We start from the raw sequence: 17,432 nt of genomic DNA, 5'->3' as shown, positions 1-17,432 counted from the left end.
ATTTTTTATGAGTCCTACTGCACCTTGTTCCTTTTATCAGTCCAATTACTCACTAATTTCCATTACTGGATCTACTCAACTCTGAATTACATAATCAGCTTGCTCCATTGGAGATACAGTCTCTACATAATACTCTTCTGCTTTCCAATACCGATTTTCGAATTTTTCAAGGTTTTGCTTGGTACTAGCACTTTCCCGTTGGAATCTTTTATCACGAGGGCAATCCAGATAAATCATATAATCATAGAAGCTTCTCCACTCTTCTCGCTGCAGAAACACGCCTTCAATCATGAGTAGACAAGTCTCAGGTAACGGAATCGTCCGTACGCTTTGTGTATCGGAGTGATCGTCATAAGTTAATAAGTGAAGCTCCTTTGATTTCTTTAGCTCCATGAAAAAGTTCTCCTTTAACCACTCTATGTCCCATTGCAGTTGATAATACTCATACCACTCTTCGTGCTGCGTGTTATAACGCTTTTTTCTCTCTACAATGTAATCGTCTATATGAAATAAACAAACCGGAACTTGCTTCTCTTGAAGATACTCTTGAGCTTTTTTGACAAAGGTCGTTTTTCCAGATCGACTTAATCCGTCGATTCCGAGGATGATTCTTTGGCCACTTTCTAGTTTTGGTATTGATTGTAAGGCCAACTGGATTGTTTCTTTCAATGTGATTCTCTCCTTACAATTGGTATGAAGTTTCGTAGCTTTTCTTGTTTAAAATGAAGCTCACTTAGTATTTATATAGTAAAACCAAAGCCCAGTTTCGGGTTCTGTTAGGTCTCATTTGCTGCTTACCGGCCGAAATTGAACATTTATCGGCGAAACTACCATTACTTAAACTGAAACACTTTATACTCCCCAGTATCTGATGAATATTTTAATAGATTCCCATCCTCTGGCAGCCCTTCAAAGTAGGCACCGATACAACCAGTCGTACATCGATGTCCTGACAGTAGAATATTAAGCTCCTGATTACAAAACCTATTCTCTAATTCACTCATAAACTGAAAGACTCGTTTGACAAAACGAGTTGGGTCTTCAACACCATGATAGACATTTGAATCTGGCAAAACCCCTACTCTCTGCACTTCGCTAACATGTAATCTGTCTGCCTCCCCTAAGTCAAACACATTAAGGCGATCATCTACCACAGCTTTCATTCCTGTTACCAATTCTGCCGTTTGGATCGCCCTTACTTGCGGAGAAGAATATACATAATCAAATGTTATCCCGCTCAGCTTTTCTCGAAGTAACTCCGCTTGTTCTAATCCTGTTGCATTTAATGGTAAACCTGACCTACCTTGCATTCTTCGTTCTTTATTTAAATCTGTTTGACCGTGCCTTATGACATAAATCATCCTTGCACCTCCTACTAGAGTCTAGTTTTTATACTAATTCAGTATATTGACAAAAATCTCCTTTAATCTTCCCTATAAAGGATGTAATCGTTTATTCTTAATGTAGAAATGAATATAGCAAAAAATGTTAAGACCGAATGTTTGTTTGCTGTTATATTGTGAATAGGAAGGTGATGTAAATGGATTATTTCGCCAGTATACAACGAACGCTTGATTATATTGAACAAAATCTGCATGACCCCATTACACTAGAATCACTCGCAGAGATTGCTTGCTTTTCTCCGTTTCATTACCATCGCGTATTCCAAGCCATGGTTGGAGAGTCTGTGATGGATTATGTGAGAAAAAGACGGCTTACTTCTGCAGCAGAGAGGCTATATTACACCGATGAAAAGGTGATTGATATAGCGATTGATGTGGGGTTTCAGTATCAGGAATCGTTCAACCGCGCGTTCAAAAAATACTACGGCGTGTCGCCAAATCAGTACCGCTCTCAAAAACTACTATCTGGCCCTTTACGCGGGAAAGCCTTCCTGAAAACTATCGTCGTTCAAGGAGGAAATCAAATGGAACCAAAATTTATTACAAAGCCAGCTTTTCACATCATTGGATACGAACTAAAAACAAAAACAGTAGACGGTCAAAATAATAAGGACATTCCTGAATTTTGGCAGGTGTATATGCAAAAACGATTAGGTGAGAACATCCCAAGTCCTCTAAATAATAATGAGCTTGGAATTTGTACCGACTTCTGTCCTGATACTGGTGAGTTTGTTTACCTGATTGGAATGGAAGTAAAAGAAGGAACTCCAGCACCTGAAGGATTAGTGTACAGAAGCTTCCCAGAATTGGAATATGCGGTGTTTACGACACCGAAAGCAGATGAATCGACGTTTACCTCTTCCATCCAATCGACATGGAACTATGTTTTCACAGAATGGTTCCCACAATCAGGCTATGAGCATAGCGGAACTACGGAATTCGAATTGTATGATGAGCGCTGCTATGGATCAGAAAATAAAGAGATGGATATTTATATTCCAGTGAAGAAAAAAGCTGTCACGGCATAAATGAAAAAGAAGCTCACCCTCAGATTGATGCATGAGGTAGTGGGCTTCTACTAATTTACTAGCTCTTGTTCGTATCAGCTATATGTATCATGGTAGCTGAATTGAAAAAAAATAATCACCATCATTTTCATCGTAACGAACATAAATAACACTCCTGTTCAGCCGTCGTTTAGAAATTGCATAAGCATAGGACTCCATTGGGAGTGGAACTTTGCTAATTATCAACTTGGCTATGGGGGTACGGAATAGTAAGAGTCTTTTTGTATATGAAATCACTCACCAAGATTCTCACCTGTCAACACCCCATGTATAATAGCAGAGTTTTCTTCATTCATAATTGCAAACTGATTGAATCCTAGCACTTGCAATCGATCCTTGTTAGGGGTAATCCAAACTCTATATACTTCAGATTCTTCCTTACTTTTTGAATGAAGAGGCATAAGGTAAAATCGGTAATCTTCTTCTCGCATCATTAAGACTCTCATATCCTCCCGCCAATGTGTAGCATTTAATGCTTCCATAACGAGTTTGACCTTACTTTCTGCCTTGATGACGTTTGTTGTCTTGTACTCTTCACCTACGAGCTGTTCCATGACAATTTTATTTTTCACGTAATGATCGTTCTCTTCAATCCTTATTATTGTTGAACATCCTAATAGGATAAGAAAGAGAATGAATACAAATACCCTCTTCATCGCTATCACTTCCTCCTGCAACCTTCATGGTTTTGAAAGTTTAATAGGTATGTCTACGGCTACACATTCACTTTCCATGGAAGGAAGGCATCCACATAAAGTGAAACTTCAATCAGTGGGGGTTTTAGCCCCGGCCCACACAGTTGGTCACACAGACGTTGCCACAGAAGGTGGCGACTTTAGTCTTGTTCCTATACAGTGTTCTTACTAGCGCCTTATCCCCCACTTAAACTTCTCGATTATTCTAAAGTTTTGAAGTGGGGGTCTTAGCGCCAGGATGTATTAAGCTTTTCTACTCAGACAACATCTTATACGCCCCTGAAAATGGGTCAACTGCAAACAAAACCTCATCCTTATCTATGATCAAATACCATTTCTGCTTGTCAACGATTATACTTCTCGGTTCATTTGTTGATGTAATGATCTGTTCTTCTTTTATTAGCTGTTCTAAAGCTTCTTGATAGGTATACTTCGGGACATTCAAATAGTAAAGAATCGGTAAAAAAATCAATACTGCACTGACACACAAAACAATATTATTTATTAATTTACTCTTTGCAGAATCTAGTCTAGAAATAGACATAAATACGGTAACAAATGCATCCGAAGATGATATGTGAATAAGGGAATAAATTGATGGAGTCATACTGCTTTGAATGTAATCCAATTATTATTAATTCTACTATTCCAGCAACCATTGTCACCGTAACTATTAAAGCCTTTTTCCACATAGACTCACCTCTTCATTTTTCGGCTCCGAGTAATTTATGTAAAATACAATTTATAGCCCACCGTAAAAAAGCAGTTTAGTTTTTTTTGACTATCCTGCTTCTAGTTAACCACTTTTCGATTATTTACCCTTTCCTCATCATTGCAAAATAATGATCTTCATTATCGGCATCACTGGATTGTTATATATATAATTCAATACAAAGTAAAAATTTTCCTTTAATTTGATCTTTTCTTTTATGTATGAAAAAAGTGGCGATTCTTCATACGCCACTCTTTTCTCTCCCTTACTTCTGCATTCCAGTATAAATATGGATGGCATCTCTCAAAAATTCCGCCACACCCTCTTGGTTTTTATCATAATAGGCCTTGAATCGCTCATCGTCTACATACATTTGAGCAACACCAGCGTGTGCTTCTTTACTGTATTCAGACCAGTAAAAGGTCAGCCATTGTTTATGCAAATCAGCAGCCTTTTGTGCAATATCACTTGAAGGATCTCCTATTTTAAAAGCTTCTGCTAACGTCTCATGTATCTGCTCAGCTAGTTTAGTGACTGTTTCATGATCCTCCTGTGTCATGTTCTGAAGCTTTTGGTTCGATTGATTGATCGCCTCATCTCCATATTTTTCGCGAATTTCCTTACCATATTTTTGTTCGTTTTCATCTATTAATTTCTGTTTAAATCCTTCAAACTTTTCTTGATCAGACATAGTGGTTCTCCCTTCTTTTACATGTATCGTTTTATCTACATTGGCAATTAACAAATCAAGCTGCTCTCGTTTATCCAATAGTTTCGTTCGGTGCTCTCTTAAGGCATAAATGGCGTCAAAGGATGGATCAGTGAGAATCTCCATGATCCGTTCCAGCTCCAGGCCAAGCTCTTTATAAAATAGAATCTGCTGCAGCTTATCAACCTCCGCTTGCCCGTAAATTCGATATCCAGACGAATTAGTTCTAGCCGGCTTTAATAGACCAATTTCGTCATAATATCGTAGTGTACGTGTGCTAACACCCGCCAACTTCCCAAGTTTATTAACGGTATATTCCATGCATTCACCTCCTGACAACTTAACTGTACACCTTTACGTTACGTCAATGTAAATGGGTTTTTTTGAAAAAGTTTCTCTTTATTTTTTTATTTGTTGTAAGACCTTATTTAGCTACAACTATCACGTTTCTTAAGGTTATTTGGAAGTAAAAATAAGTTATGTTCTTACAATTACCAGAGGATTGAAAAAGAATCATCTTTATATTATTAAATTAAATGTAAAAATGAACAATCGGGGGTGAATATGCAATAGTGGAACCATGCAGGATTCGTTCCATTTATTGTTGAAGGAATGTACGATCTAGTTAAGTTAAGAGGAAAGAGAAGATGTTAAAATGAAAACTATGTTGATAAGAAGACCTACTGTAGAGGATGTAATAGAGTTAGAGACGTTTTTTAGAACTGTAATAACCGATACTTTTCAAAGAGAAGGTATAGGGGATTTGGTGGAAGATATGGAAGATGAAATGAAAGCCAAGATTAACTATTTGAATAGAGATATTAGAAGCCATGGGAAAGATAGGTATTTTCTACTCGCAATGAATAATAAGAAGATAATTGGAACAATCGAATATGGTCCAGCCAGTGAACTAATAAACAGTTGCACAGACCATGCATTGAAGGAGTTAATGGAAGTAGGTACCATATTTGTTCACCCAAACTATCAAAGGCAAGGAGTAGGTAATAGGTTACTTAAAGAAATGTACATTACATTAAAGAATAAAGGAATTGGAGAATTCTGCTTAGATTCAGGATATCAACAGGCTCAAACTATTTGGAAAAAGAAATTTGGTGAACCAGACTATGTGATCAAGGATTATTGGGGAGACGGATTTCATCATATGATTTGGCGAATAAATGTTCATGACTACTTACCATAACAGTTTTTTGATATGCTTTTTCAATCAACTAAGGCGAAAATGGTCAAACCGCTCGATTTGTTTGACCATTTTTCCGGGGAGTTTGTAGAAGCTTGCTCAAGACAAGTTAGCAACGTATTAGTTTAATAAGATTATCGCTTCACCCTTTTTTCAACGATAAAAGTAAAGACTAGCATCAACACGAAAACCGTTCCTAAAAGTGCAATAAATGAAGTTAAATTAGATGGTTCTTTTTTGATAGACTCTTTCGCATTTACTCCAAATTTATAAATCCCTTCCCTTACTGCCTTCTGATATAGATTCCCCTCTAGTTGAACAGCAATTGCCTCATCTGTACTAATTCCATTGATCGAATAATATTTTGTTCCTTCTTTATAAACGTTTGAAAAATTTCCTACCTTTCGCTCCATATCAGAATAGCTCGTTACCTGTCCAATCTCTGTTTCGACATCTGTTACATATTCCTCTGTTATGACATAAACGTAGTCATTCCAAACTACAAATGGATGCACCCATTTGGTTGCAGATGCGGGAACCGAATACATCATAGATGAAATAAAACATGAAAGAATGGTTAATGAAAATATATGTTTTATTTTCATAAGCGTATCTCCTTAGGTTATGACTTGCGTTAATTCAATCAATTGAAAATGGAATTGGTATTAAACGTTGATGATCGGTAGCTATTAATAGGGAAAAACGTAATGGGCTTAGATAAAACGACAACCCCATAATGGACACTTTCACTTGCTTTTACATCCTGAGCCTCAAAAGGAATTGTATATACATGCTTTCTTGCATGTACTTGATAATAATGCATATCCTCCCATCTATTACTATGCGTATAATGAATCTCCTTGGTTGAAACTTTGATAGGTTTTACCTTAGGAGAAGTGTGAAATACAAAAAACTCGTTCTTTACTGTCAGGACTGGTAATGGCTTATTTGTCTCTATTATTAATAGCACTTGTTGGTCACTCATGATCTCTTTACTAAGATGTAACTGAATCCCATTCAATTGCCATTTTGTCACTTTTGTGTTCCACACGTCCCATAGAGACATCAGAAAGACATTAAATACTAAAAGAGAAAGTAGCACTGTCTTTCGATTAATGACCTTTTTATCACGTTCATTTGGCATTCCCACAACTCCTTACTTACAGCTTAGTTTATACTTATTCTGTAAAAATGTGGGAATACCTCCATAATTTAAAAGCGTACTTTATTTATCGTACTAAATATCACATTTTGTCTTATTTCATAGGCTTGTTACATATATTTAGGTAAATCGCTACCGAAAATGGGGGATGAGCGTTATGAAGAAGTACTTTTTATTTACCCTTCTATTTGCCTTCTTTTTTCCACTTGTTCATAAACTTGCCTTAACCATATTGATGATGTTTTATAAAGAAGATCCTTTTGTCCTAGTCTCCTATTATCATGAACACGGATTGTTAAGTATTAGAAATTTAGTGATATCAATAATTGCGGGAGTGCTAACCTATTTCTTTACTACTAAGTTTATAAGGTGGGAGAAGCAAAAAAAATAGCCCTTGCACAGAAGGACTTAATAATGGCACTACTTTACGTAACTGGATAAAAGAACGACTTGTATCTTATAACCATAACCCTCTTGTACCCATTATGATCATTTCTAACAGGCTAACTCCATTTATCTCTCCAATCATCTCAACAACTGTAAATGTCCACAAAATAAAGAATAGAGCTGCTAATCTACTATTCACGGGGTCATTATCATTATGAATGGCATGAATTAAATAAATAACGAAAAAGTACCCAGAAACAATACATAGAAATAAAGTAAATATAATCATGCATTTCTCCTTTCCTCACTTACTACATAACGAAGAATGATGGTTCCTGTTCCATCATCCTCTTCCTTGAATTGATGTTCTTTCCAAAACGAAGCGCTCTTATTTGAGGACGAATATAATTCAAGTATGACACCTTTAAACTCTTGTTTTAGCCCAGCGATAATCCTACTTCCAAAACGATTCCCTTTTTGAAACACTTCAAGGTTATCTATATGGATGCTATTGGGGATCATCCCCAATGAAAATTCAATAAGACCGACAATGTTCCCATCCATTTTGATCTTACATAGTTCTAAGTCATCTATGAAATCAAAGCTCAGTATATCCCAAGTTGGCAAGGTGAGATACATTTCTTTGTAATGTTCAAATTCCTCTTTCGTGCAAGCTACTAACTCCATTTATGTATCACTCCCTTCAGCTCATTAAATAGGATTCAAATTGACGTTCTACCTCTGCAGAGACCTCTCCAATTGGCTTGTTTTCTCCACACCTCTCAATCAAATATTTATCTACTATACCTTTTTCTAAACTATTCATAAAAATGACAGGATCAATAGAGTATACCTTATAATCACTTCACCATGTTCGGTCGTTTCTACAATCTCTACTTTTAGTTCCATAAACTTATATACTAATGGTTTCGGCTTTTTGAGGTAAGGAATGATATCGTTCGCTATTAATGAAAGAAAAACTTTACTCCGAAAAATAACAAGCTGTTACTTTCTTTTAGTAACGGCTTGTTGTTTTTTCAATAAATGTGTTAGTTTCTACTTTACTTCGTTCGATATTAACATTTCGAATCTGGAAAACCAGAATGATTGCTTAGTTTCCCTACAATCATTTATTTCTTTAAATCTGTTACTTTTCCTGCTGCTTACGCCATCCATATCGAGTCAAGCCTTTTGGTTTATACACCGACAATAATAGGATCACTAGCAACACGACCAGGCCACCAACAGAGTGAAGCAAGGTGTTCCCCATCATACTGAGATGGGTGCCCGCCATCTTGGGATTCAGTGCCATAGTCGCCATGGAGTTAATTGATGGTGCCGCTAGAAGTAGGATGATGGTGGCAAAAGAAGTAAGCAGCAACTTGAAGATGACCCAATAGTGCCGGAACACCCCCCACGAAGTTCCCAAAGATACAACGAGTCCTGTTATAAGGGAGGTTATGGCTAGTGGCACGATGGCCCATGAGACCGTTATCCCCATCGCGATATAGGCTGCACGCAAAAAATGAATATTTTGGCTAACGAAGACGGTAATGTCAAGTGCCAAATAGGCAATCACCGCACCGAACCAACCGACCGATGATCCAATATGTGCAATAAGTGCGAGCTTACGTAGTGCAGGTCTCATAATCATGAGTATCTACCTCCAAACGTCTTGCGGACAACAATTGGCGTTGACTGCTCTCTTTCGAAATTCTGCCCGATTTGCTTGCGGAGTTCTCCTTCCGTCCCGTGGTTCCCGAGTCCATGACGACTAGGACCGTGTTGACCGCCATGGATGAACAAAATGATAACGACCATAAAAATGATAGCGATGGCAATAATTCCAGAAATCTTCACCCACCGTGGTGGACTAGGTGGTCGATTTTCAGTACCGTTCTTTGAATTTAGTGATTTACTCATTGATTGATATACCCTCCTCTTTGTTTTTATCCTATCTTAGTGCAAAATTAGTATAATAAGGTTTTATGAACAGAAGATGAACACGCATACCTTTTCCTATTATTTTTTGTTCACACTCTGTTCATATTAGGATGCTAGTATAGTTGTAATAAAGTGAAACTCAATCAGTGGGGGTTTTCCTCATCCCCACTGATTGTTAGATGAGGACCACACTGTGGGTCACACAGACGTTGCCACAAGAGGTGGCGACTTTAGTCTGTGTTCCTTTTCAGGGTTCTTACTGGCGCTTATCCCCCACTTAAACTTCTCGATTCATCTAAAGTTTTGAAGTGGGGGTCTTAGCGCCAGTTGGAGCGAGATAAATTTAGGGAGAGCACATGAATGCAAAAAGAAGTTAACATTCTCGTAATAGAAGATGATCCGTATATTGGTGAATTGATTATTCTATATGCAGAGAAGAATAAGTATACAGTGAGCATTGCGAACGATGGAATGAAAGGATTAGAAATGTATTATGATAATCCTCCAGATCTTGTCATTTTAGATATTATGATACCTGAAATGAACGGATGGGAAGTTTGTAAGGAAATTAGAAGATTTGATCAAACCCCGATTATCATGTTAACTGGGAGAGGAGAGAGCTACGATAAATTAAAAGGGTTCAATTTAGGAACGGATGATTACCTAGTAAAGCCTTTTGATCCAAACGAGCTAATGGCACGGATAAAAGCCTTACTGAAACGGACCAATCCGATGTTACATACAAATGAGGTTATTGACCTTCCCTTATTAAAGATTAATCTTAAAGAATATATGGTCATCTGTAAGAATTGTGAGGTTGTGTTGCCCCCCAAGGAAATGGAGTTACTATATTTTCTTGCTTCCTATCCAAATCAAGTATTTACTCGTCAGCAACTTCTGGAAAAAATATGGGGGTTCGATTTTGAGGGGGATCCGCGAACAGTCGATGTTCATATTAAAAGAATTCGAGAAAAATTAGGAGATTCAAGTCCTTTTTGGGAGGTGAAAACCATAAGAGGAGTTGGGTATAAATTTGAGGTGAAAAACCATTGATTTGGATAAGAAGTATTTTCTTGAAGCTATTTATTACCTATATTGCCATATTGATAGTATCGCATGTCGCTTCATACCTGCTATTCCAACACAATATCACGAGCATTCATGTGATTTCAGAACTTAACCATTTACATGAAATGAAGTCCTTATTTGTGTTTACCTCTTTTATTTCGATTATCATTACTGGTATATTTGCTTATTACCTTTCGAAAAAAATTACCGCACCCCTTCGAGAAATGAACCGAATTGCACTCCAAATAGCTAAAGGGCAATTTAATCAACAAGTCGAAGTGAAGAATCGTGATGAAATCGGAGAATTGGGGAAAACGTTCAATTATATGGCTAATGAATTGTCAAGTTTAGATCAGATGAGAAAGGATTTTGTGGCCAATGTATCTCACGATTTACGTTCCCCTCTAACTTCAATTCTTGGATTTTCCAAAGCGTTTCTAGATGAAACCATTCCAGAGGAACGAAAGCACCATTATTTTACACTTATGAAAGAACAATCTGAGCGAATGTTAAAGCTCGTCAATGATCTTCTTGATGTAGCGCGAATTGAAGCCGGCCAATTGGAAATTCGAACAGTAAGCTTTAATTTGTCCGAACTGGTTCGTCAAGTCGTGGCTCGTATGGAGCCTGAGTTCGTGAAAAAACAAGTCAGTGTGGAACTCATATCTAATTGTGAGCAAGACATCTATGCACATGCCGATCCTAATAAAATTGATCAGGTCATCGTTAATTTAATTCAAAATGCAGTACAATTTTCCTCAAATAACAGCTATGTAGAAGTAATTTTGAATAAAGAAGAACAAGCGGAGATTTCTATTCGAGATTATGGATCGGGGATTAGACAAGACGATATAGAGTCTATATGGGACCGATTTTATAAAGCAGAAAGATCTCGAACACACAAAACGGGTACAGGACTCGGTTTATCTATTGTTAAGCACATTTTAGATCTTCATCATACTGACATTCGAGTGGAAAGTGAAATAGGAAAAGGTACTACTTTCACTTTTAAACTCCCTATATCTAGTAACTAGTGGGACAGGGGATCAGACCTCTGTCCCTACTATTGCTCAACTCCTTTGCTAATGTTTTTTTATAATCTGAATGAACTATTAACTTTAATGGGATACTACTAACAAACCCTAATTGGGAGGTACTTATGGAGTTTGTCGTATTTTTCTTTCTATCATGGCTAGTAATTTCGGTTTACACAGTCACCGACAAAAGGATCAATATTATAGAAAATACATTTATTTTTTTAATACTACTAATCGTTAGTATCAATTTTTCATGGATTATCAATGATGAATTAAAATTAATGACCGTAACCCAAAAGTGGCTTCCCTACACAGCCTACTTATTAAACCGTAGCATCATTATTCCTCTCATCATATTAATTCACGTAAATCTCTACATAAAAGTTGAAACCTTTACTAAGAAGGCAATGATCTTCATTTCCTCCATATTTATATTGGTCATGATCAGTTTTATTTCAATGAAACTAAACATTACAGAATTCAAAAGATGGACATTTCTTTATGAAACGGCGTACTACTTATTTTTAAACATTGTTGCCCTTCTTTCTTATACGTTCATTCATAAAATTTCTAAAAATGTGGTGAAAAACCAATGATGTTATGGGAATCCTTTAATAAAAATGAAATCTATATTTTAGTCATGTTTCTTCTTGCCTATACAGCTTTTTTTATCCTTCCCAAAAAACTGCCTCTACATTTAACGATGATGTTGTTGGCTTGGGGATTTGCAAGCTCCACTTTATTTGACTTTACGATTGGTGGAGGATTATTAGATTTTTATAAAGTGAATGATTCTAATAAATATGAACTGACTGACCTGTTAACCTATTTTTTATTTGCAACTTTTAGTTACTTTTTTATTTATTTTTATAAAGTATTAAATATTAATAAAAAGCGTTTTATTTTTTATATTTTAGGCTGGGCCATTGTTGGCTTACTAATGGAAAAAATATCTTCATTAATGGGAGTGACCCATTACCAAAACGGGTATAAAATCCATTTTTCATTGACTGTATTTTTAGTTGTTCAAACAACAACCGCTCTATACTTTGAACTCGTTAAGAAGAAACTCAAACTAACCTGAAAAAATTTATCATCATAGTTACCGATCTTGATGTACTTTTCCTTTTTGGATAATGGTGCCTACTAGAAGGCACGATTAAAATTGGACCGTTTTGGATGACTCGACAGCCTCCATAAAGAATGCAGGAGCTTCCATTATTTTCAGGGATTGGTAGGCTTTTGCCGGCATATATTCTCGTAAAATTGGAAGGCATTCCTCCAAGTCATTTGTTCTTGTCCCGATCACTGGATTGCTCAGCAAATAAAAACCAAAGTCCGAATATAATTTTATTGCTCGATAACTCGATGGCTGTGTATGAAGAAACACTGGATACTCATCTTCAGAAAGACACTTCATCACTACCGAAAGCAGCGCTCTACCTATTCCCCTCCCCTCGTATTCTTTTAATACCTTGAACCAGTGGATGGTTGTGATTTGATCATATGCCTTCCATGCAAAGCAGGTCGCGACCGGACGATCTTCTGAATCGCAGACAAACAGACATTTTTCATAAAATGAATCTTCATTATGAGCGTAAACATCTTGAAAGTAGCTAGTCATAAAATCCCTATGTTGCTCTGCCTCCAAAGGGTCATCAAAGGGAAAGTTCATCCAAATGTGTAACTCACTCTTCCGGCATTTTCGAATATGAAACCCCGTAGGAAGCTTTCGTAGGGCTTCTGCCTTTAGATCCGAACATATCATAAAAAGGTTTTTATCTGGTATCACATTTTCAGATTGTTTTACATCACGTTTTATTGCTTTCTTTACTTCCCTTTTATCCATTTATTCACCCCTAAATATCGTCCATTAAACTCCATAGTGAAGGATATCATTCTATTCTTCTTTTGCTCTTATGATATAGCATCTATATTCAATAAGGAAATGTAATTCCTTACCACTTTACTATATAATAATAAAAGAGAAGTGCTGCAACACTTCTCTCTGAATGTCCTATTTACTAAGGTAGTAGGCGTTTATTCTCTTTCTTGGGAGCCACCTTATTCTTGTGATGAGGATGGGTGGTTTTCCTTTTTTATGACGGGGGCCACGTGAATTTTTCCATCTTCAATGTGTAAAATTCGGTCGCATAAGTCTAATACTCTCTCATCATGTGTCACCATAATTGCTGCTTTTTTTCTAGATTTCACTTCGCGAGATATCATTTCGACAACTTTTCTTCCACGTTCGGAATCTAAACTAGCAGTTGGCTCATCGGCTAAAATGATGTCAGGATCATTCATAAATGATCTGGCAATCGCTACTCGTTGTTTCTCTCCACCAGAGAGGCTATTTGGAAAATGATTTAATCGGTGACTAATTCCCAAGTCATGACATAATCCATCAACCTTTTTCATACTCTCCTTTTTATTCCCATTTCCAATATCTGCAATGAGCATTAATTGATCTTTAATGGTTAGATAAGGGATTAAATTGGATGCTTGAAATATAAAACCAATTTTCTTTAACCTAGTTGATGTTAGATTAGAAGATTTAAGATCTGTTATATCTTCATTACTTAAGATAACTTTTCCGTTGCTCGGTGTTAATAAAGCTCCAATAATGGAAAGTAGTGTACTTTTTCCAGATCCTGACGGCCCAACAATAGCAACGAACTCTCCTTTGGAGATAGAAAAAGAGATATCCTTTAAAACACTTACTGATGAATCCCCATCTCCAAATACTTTAGATACATTCATCAATTTAAGAATTTCATTATTCATGAATTATTCAACCCTCCCAATTGCTTCTAATGGATCTATTTTCGCAACTTTAAATACAGATAGTAATGAACCTAATAGGTTTAGTACTAAAAACAATACACCTGTACCCATGATAATTGAAAAGGAAGTCTTAAACGGAACTCCTTCAGGCAATACTTGAACCATCCCAAATATGGCGAAAACACTAACAATTAAGCTTATAATGGTAAGTAGAATGACTTGAATCATGATACTTTTAGAAATATAGTTTGTACTTGCTCCAACTGCTTTTAATACACCAAATTGACTGGTTTTTTGTATGGTAATCACATAGAAAAATACGGTGGAAACAAAAGCAGAGATGATAAACATAAATACAGTCATTACCATGAAAGAACCTTGTGTCTCGGTATACCCTGACATCGACTTAACTAGTTCTTCCTTATTGAATGTATCAAATCCACTAATGTTTTCTTTGGCACCCGTATATAGCACTGCGTTATAAAAAATTTCCTCATCGTACAGTTGATTCATCCCTAAATGGAAGTCAACATAGACAACCGGTAGAAACGTATACGTATGACCTTCGATAAAACCAGCAATGGTCATAATCTTCCCAGAATGCTCATCCACGATTTCATCATTTAATTCAAATCCAGCTTTTTTCAAACTATCATTTACAATAACTTCATTTCCCGTTAACTCACTTATATTTTTTCCTTCGGTGACCTCCAAATCGGGGTATTTTTTCGTATCAACGGAAAAATAGATCACATCTAAATCTTTCTCTTGTTCTAATTTAAGTTGAGCAAACGTCATATCCATTGGAGTCGAATCATAATTGAGATTCTTGCTTATACTTTGTACTTGTTCCTCCGTTAATTCGGAAATAACAATTTGCCCATCCGCTTCTTTGTTCGTGATTGCATAATCCACTGATAAATTTTGTAACGAAGAGCTGTCTGCAAAAGATAATCCATTTGCCAAACCGGTAATGAAGAATACTAGAAATAGGATAGCAACCATCGTCACACTCAATAATGTGTATTTTAGTTTTGATCGTTTTATTTCTCTTATTGCTAAAAACATGTTAGTTCTCCTTTATAGAATTTTTTATCTTGTATTTAAATATTAATTGCCAAGTATTCTTAACGACTAATGTGGAAAGCCAAAACATAATCAGAGCGATTACAGGATGAAAGGCCCCTGCATTCGGAATATTAGCCGTTGCATACATAAGCATAATGAGAATAAATAGACCAACACTTTGCCATTTTAAAATGTTTGGAAGCTTCCCTATAAAACTGATGATTAACATAAAGACCGGCAAAAATTCTATTACCTTAACAAAGACAACATGTGATTGCCATTTTACAGGATTAATAAACGTGGCATATCCCGCTAAATAAACTTGTATAGAAACTGTGATTAGAAAAACTACAGCGAAAATAAAGAACATTCTTCCCCACAACTTGCGTCTCCTCGTCTCTTCCATCATCATTCACCTCCCTTAAAAAGATCATCCAGTTGTTTATTTGTTTTCAATAGTAATTTTTCCATTTGTAGCGGTTAATTTTATGACATGATCGCCATTTCCAGAGACAGTATCCCAATTTGAACTACCGAAAACCGTTGCTTTCCCATTCGTTGTTTTTATATCTAAGATAGTGTTTGTCGGTTTTTTTTCTGTTTCAATACTGATGTTTCCATTACTCATTGCCCACTCAATATGACGGTCTACATGACTTGTTGTAAGGAAGAGGGAACCATTATTTGTTTTTCCTTTGATTTCCCCTTCTACATGATCCAGGTATACTTTTCCATTAGCTGCAAGAATAGTAACACTCTTAGCAAGAATATCCCCCATCTTGATTTGTCCATTGTCTAAATCGGTTCGAATTTCATTGATTGTTAACTGGGTCGCTTCCAAACTCCCATTATCAATGTCTACTTGTAATGCTTCGTATACTTTTTCAGGCAATAACACCGTTAACTTTAGCGATTCTCCAAATATATTAATATTGAATAGCTTTTTTTGTTCAATCGTTTGAATGGTCAGTGTATCCCCCACAACTTTAACATCTAGCCGCTCATCTAAATTCTTTGTTCTGTTGCCAGTTAGTTCTACTTTTATTTCTGTATCATTTGTAGAAACAAGCTCTATCTCTTCATTACTTCCATTTATTTCTATATTTGTGATTTTTTTAGAATCAAACATTTTCTCGATTGAAGATGCCGATTGATCTACTAAATTCAAGGTCAAGAGACTACCTACTACACCAAGTAGTAACAACAGAGATGCAATTGTTAAGATTACTTTAATGCTTTTCATAATTCATACCACCTTTGACTAGTTTTACATTGTATTTTAAATATCTTTGAAATCCCTTTATTAATCCACGTGTAACAAACAGCATTCCGATTACAATAAATAGGCCAACACCTGTAAAGGCAAGTGATAGGAAGAGTTCAAACAAATCAAATGTTACTGGATACAACAAGGCGTTAATGAGAACGAGCAATGGAGAAACGATAAAGGAAAGTCCTGTTGCCCAACCTGCAAACCAAATTCCAACTAATGCAATAAATGGCCCAAGAACGATGGCAATATTAAAAAAACTTAATCCTATTACGGCCCACGTCGCTCGGATTAAATTTCCGGCTGTTGTAGATTCCTCCATTTTTTCAAGGCGATAAGTTGCAAGTAGTTCTTTAGCTATCTGTTTTGGTAATCCTAGAGAATAGGAGATAGCCTCTTCGGATTTCCCCTCCATTCCACCAATGAAGAAATGCTCTTCAAAATCTCGGATAATATCTTCACGTTCCTCTTGAGGAAGTTTTTGTAATCCAGTTGTTAACTTCTTTATGAATTGTTCTTTATTCAAGATAAACACCTTCCTTTATAATTTGATTCACTCCATCTGAAAATAGTTTCCACTCATCCGAAAGAATGTGTAGATAGTCTCTTCCTTTATCCGTAAGCTGATAATATTTCCGAGGAGGTCCCTCAGTAGACTCTTGTAAATAGGTTGTTAAATACTCATCCTTTTTTAATCTTCTTAAAAGGGGATACATAGTTCCTTCTGAAATATCGATTTGGTCAGAAATTTTTTGAACGAGCTCATACCCATATCGATCTTGCTTATTTAGTAAAGCAAGTACGCATAGTTCTAAAGCTCCTTTTTTAAATTGTATATTCACCGCGGATTTTCACCTCTTTTCACTACTGTGCAATAAACAGTACTGTACTAAAAAAATACCTTTCGAAAACAATATATCATACA

General features: G+C 36.2%; 25 protein-coding genes. 7 read left to right on the top strand and 18 right to left on the bottom strand.

Annotation, left to right across the window (positions count from 1 at the left end):
* Nucleotides 1–75: 75 nt before the first annotated feature.
* Both ACFSCX_RS24285 and ACFSCX_RS24280 read right to left on the bottom strand, forming a co-directional pair.
* On the bottom strand, nt 76–669 hold the full coding sequence (locus ACFSCX_RS24285; RefSeq protein ID WP_377930847.1) for a kinase: 594 nt from the start codon (nt 667–669) through the stop codon (nt 76–78).
* 164 nt (nt 670–833) lie between these two features.
* Entirely contained in the window at nt 834–1,361 is a 528-nt protein-coding gene (locus ACFSCX_RS24280; protein ID WP_377930846.1) for a histidine phosphatase family protein, read from the bottom strand.
* 179 nt (nt 1,362–1,540) lie between these two features.
* Here ACFSCX_RS24280 and ACFSCX_RS24275 point away from each other — a divergent pair, with 179 nt between their 5' ends.
* Nucleotides 1,541–2,431, top strand: a complete 891-nt coding sequence (locus tag ACFSCX_RS24275) for an AraC family transcriptional regulator (protein ID WP_377930845.1) — start codon at nt 1,541–1,543, stop codon at nt 2,429–2,431.
* A gap of 272 nt (nt 2,432–2,703) precedes the next feature.
* On the opposite strand, the gene ACFSCX_RS24270 is transcribed toward ACFSCX_RS24275, so the two are convergent.
* From ACFSCX_RS24270 to ACFSCX_RS24260, 3 genes are all read right to left on the bottom strand, one after another.
* Nucleotides 2,704–3,126, bottom strand: coding sequence for a hypothetical protein (locus ACFSCX_RS24270; RefSeq protein WP_377930843.1), 423 nt, complete (start codon nt 3,124–3,126; stop codon nt 2,704–2,706).
* A gap of 292 nt (nt 3,127–3,418) precedes the next feature.
* Nucleotides 3,419–3,793: a hypothetical protein gene (locus ACFSCX_RS24265; protein WP_377930842.1), complete on the bottom strand. Its 375-nt coding sequence runs from the start codon at nt 3,791–3,793 to the stop codon at nt 3,419–3,421.
* A 349-nt stretch (nt 3,794–4,142) separates the two neighbouring features.
* Nucleotides 4,143–4,907, bottom strand: coding sequence for a MerR family transcriptional regulator (locus tag ACFSCX_RS24260; protein WP_377930841.1), 765 nt, complete (start codon nt 4,905–4,907; stop codon nt 4,143–4,145).
* Nucleotides 4,908–5,241: 334 nt separating this feature from the next.
* Here ACFSCX_RS24260 and ACFSCX_RS24255 point away from each other — a divergent pair, with 334 nt between their 5' ends.
* Complete coding sequence (locus ACFSCX_RS24255) at nt 5,242–5,787, top strand: GNAT family N-acetyltransferase (protein WP_377930840.1); 546 nt, start codon at nt 5,242–5,244, stop codon at nt 5,785–5,787.
* A 131-nt stretch (nt 5,788–5,918) separates the two neighbouring features.
* On the opposite strand, the gene ACFSCX_RS24250 is transcribed toward ACFSCX_RS24255, so the two are convergent.
* Nucleotides 5,919–6,389: a hypothetical protein gene (locus ACFSCX_RS24250; protein WP_377930838.1), complete on the bottom strand. Its 471-nt coding sequence runs from the start codon at nt 6,387–6,389 to the stop codon at nt 5,919–5,921.
* A gap of 38 nt (nt 6,390–6,427) precedes the next feature.
* Nucleotides 6,428–6,928 carry a hypothetical protein gene (locus ACFSCX_RS24245; RefSeq protein WP_377930837.1) on the bottom strand — a complete coding sequence of 167 codons (501 nt, stop codon included), beginning with the start codon at nt 6,926–6,928 and terminating at the stop codon, nt 6,428–6,430.
* A gap of 175 nt (nt 6,929–7,103) precedes the next feature.
* On the opposite strand from ACFSCX_RS24245, the gene ACFSCX_RS24240 reads away from it, so the two are divergent.
* Nucleotides 7,104–7,337, top strand: coding sequence for a hypothetical protein (locus ACFSCX_RS24240; protein WP_377930836.1), 234 nt, complete (start codon nt 7,104–7,106; stop codon nt 7,335–7,337).
* Nucleotides 7,338–7,403: 66 nt separating this feature from the next.
* Here the strand turns inward: ACFSCX_RS24240 and ACFSCX_RS24235 are convergent, their stop codons facing one another.
* From ACFSCX_RS24235 to ACFSCX_RS24220, 4 genes are all read right to left on the bottom strand, one after another.
* Nucleotides 7,404–7,622, bottom strand: coding sequence for a hypothetical protein (locus ACFSCX_RS24235; RefSeq protein WP_377930835.1), 219 nt, complete (start codon nt 7,620–7,622; stop codon nt 7,404–7,406).
* A complete protein-coding gene (locus ACFSCX_RS24230; RefSeq protein WP_377930834.1) occupies nt 7,619–8,020 on the bottom strand; it encodes a hypothetical protein in 402 nt (133 codons plus the stop codon). The genes ACFSCX_RS24235 and ACFSCX_RS24230 overlap by 4 nt, the downstream gene beginning before the upstream one ends.
* 460 nt (nt 8,021–8,480) lie before the next feature.
* The gene (locus tag ACFSCX_RS24225; RefSeq protein ID WP_377930833.1) at nt 8,481–8,987 is read right to left on the bottom strand and encodes a DUF2269 domain-containing protein; all 507 of its coding nucleotides are present in this window, start codon (nt 8,985–8,987) and stop codon (nt 8,481–8,483) included.
* Complete coding sequence (locus ACFSCX_RS24220) at nt 8,984–9,256, bottom strand: hypothetical protein (protein WP_377930832.1); 273 nt, start codon at nt 9,254–9,256, stop codon at nt 8,984–8,986. The genes ACFSCX_RS24225 and ACFSCX_RS24220 overlap by 4 nt, the downstream gene beginning before the upstream one ends.
* A 381-nt stretch (nt 9,257–9,637) precedes the next feature.
* Between ACFSCX_RS24220 and ACFSCX_RS24215 the strand changes: the two genes are divergently transcribed.
* The 4 genes from ACFSCX_RS24215 (at nt 9,638) to ACFSCX_RS24200 (ending at nt 12,466) form a co-directional block, all read left to right on the top strand.
* A complete protein-coding gene (locus tag ACFSCX_RS24215; RefSeq protein ID WP_377930831.1) occupies nt 9,638–10,330 on the top strand; it encodes a response regulator transcription factor in 693 nt (230 codons plus the stop codon).
* Nucleotides 10,327–11,379 carry a sensor histidine kinase gene (locus ACFSCX_RS24210; RefSeq protein WP_377930830.1) on the top strand — a complete coding sequence of 351 codons (1,053 nt, stop codon included), beginning with the start codon at nt 10,327–10,329 and terminating at the stop codon, nt 11,377–11,379. Before ACFSCX_RS24215 ends, ACFSCX_RS24210 begins: the two co-directional genes overlap by 4 nt.
* 125 nt (nt 11,380–11,504) lie before the next feature.
* Entirely contained in the window at nt 11,505–11,978 is a 474-nt protein-coding gene (locus ACFSCX_RS24205) for a hypothetical protein (RefSeq protein WP_377930829.1), read from the top strand.
* Nucleotides 11,975–12,466 carry a hypothetical protein gene (locus ACFSCX_RS24200; RefSeq protein WP_377930828.1) on the top strand — a complete coding sequence of 164 codons (492 nt, stop codon included), beginning with the start codon at nt 11,975–11,977 and terminating at the stop codon, nt 12,464–12,466. The genes ACFSCX_RS24205 and ACFSCX_RS24200 overlap by 4 nt, the downstream gene beginning before the upstream one ends.
* A 75-nt stretch (nt 12,467–12,541) precedes the next feature.
* On the opposite strand, the gene ACFSCX_RS24195 is transcribed toward ACFSCX_RS24200, so the two are convergent.
* The 7 genes from ACFSCX_RS24195 to ACFSCX_RS24165 form a co-directional block, all read right to left on the bottom strand.
* Entirely contained in the window at nt 12,542–13,231 is a 690-nt protein-coding gene (locus ACFSCX_RS24195) for a GNAT family N-acetyltransferase (protein WP_377930827.1), read from the bottom strand.
* Nucleotides 13,232–13,446: 215 nt separating this feature from the next.
* Nucleotides 13,447–14,169 carry an ABC transporter ATP-binding protein gene (locus ACFSCX_RS24190; RefSeq protein WP_377930826.1) on the bottom strand — a complete coding sequence of 241 codons (723 nt, stop codon included), beginning with the start codon at nt 14,167–14,169 and terminating at the stop codon, nt 13,447–13,449.
* A gap of 3 nt (nt 14,170–14,172) precedes the next feature.
* Nucleotides 14,173–15,237: an ABC transporter permease gene (locus ACFSCX_RS24185; protein ID WP_377930825.1), complete on the bottom strand. Its 1,065-nt coding sequence runs from the start codon at nt 15,235–15,237 to the stop codon at nt 14,173–14,175.
* Between the two features lies 1 nt (nt 15,238).
* Nucleotides 15,239–15,646, bottom strand: coding sequence for a DUF6220 domain-containing protein (locus ACFSCX_RS24180; protein WP_377930824.1), 408 nt, complete (start codon nt 15,644–15,646; stop codon nt 15,239–15,241).
* A 33-nt stretch (nt 15,647–15,679) separates the two neighbouring features.
* Nucleotides 15,680–16,480, bottom strand: a complete 801-nt coding sequence (locus ACFSCX_RS24175; protein WP_377930823.1) for a DUF4097 family beta strand repeat-containing protein — start codon at nt 16,478–16,480, stop codon at nt 15,680–15,682.
* The gene (locus tag ACFSCX_RS24170; protein WP_377930822.1) at nt 16,467–17,033 is read right to left on the bottom strand and encodes an HAAS signaling domain-containing protein; all 567 of its coding nucleotides are present in this window, start codon (nt 17,031–17,033) and stop codon (nt 16,467–16,469) included. The genes ACFSCX_RS24175 and ACFSCX_RS24170 overlap by 14 nt, the downstream gene beginning before the upstream one ends.
* A complete protein-coding gene (locus ACFSCX_RS24165) occupies nt 17,026–17,349 on the bottom strand; it encodes a PadR family transcriptional regulator (RefSeq protein ID WP_377930821.1) in 324 nt (107 codons plus the stop codon). The genes ACFSCX_RS24170 and ACFSCX_RS24165 overlap by 8 nt, the downstream gene beginning before the upstream one ends.
* Nucleotides 17,350–17,432 lie beyond the last annotated feature (83 nt).

Origin of the sequence: Bacillus salitolerans (assembly GCF_042680805.1) — a bacterium.
GTDB lineage: Bacteria > Bacillota > Bacilli > Bacillales > SA4 > Bacillus_CJ > Bacillus_CJ salitolerans.
The sequence above is the reverse complement of the archived record's forward strand: the minus strand, read 5'-3'. Positions and strand labels throughout refer to the sequence as shown.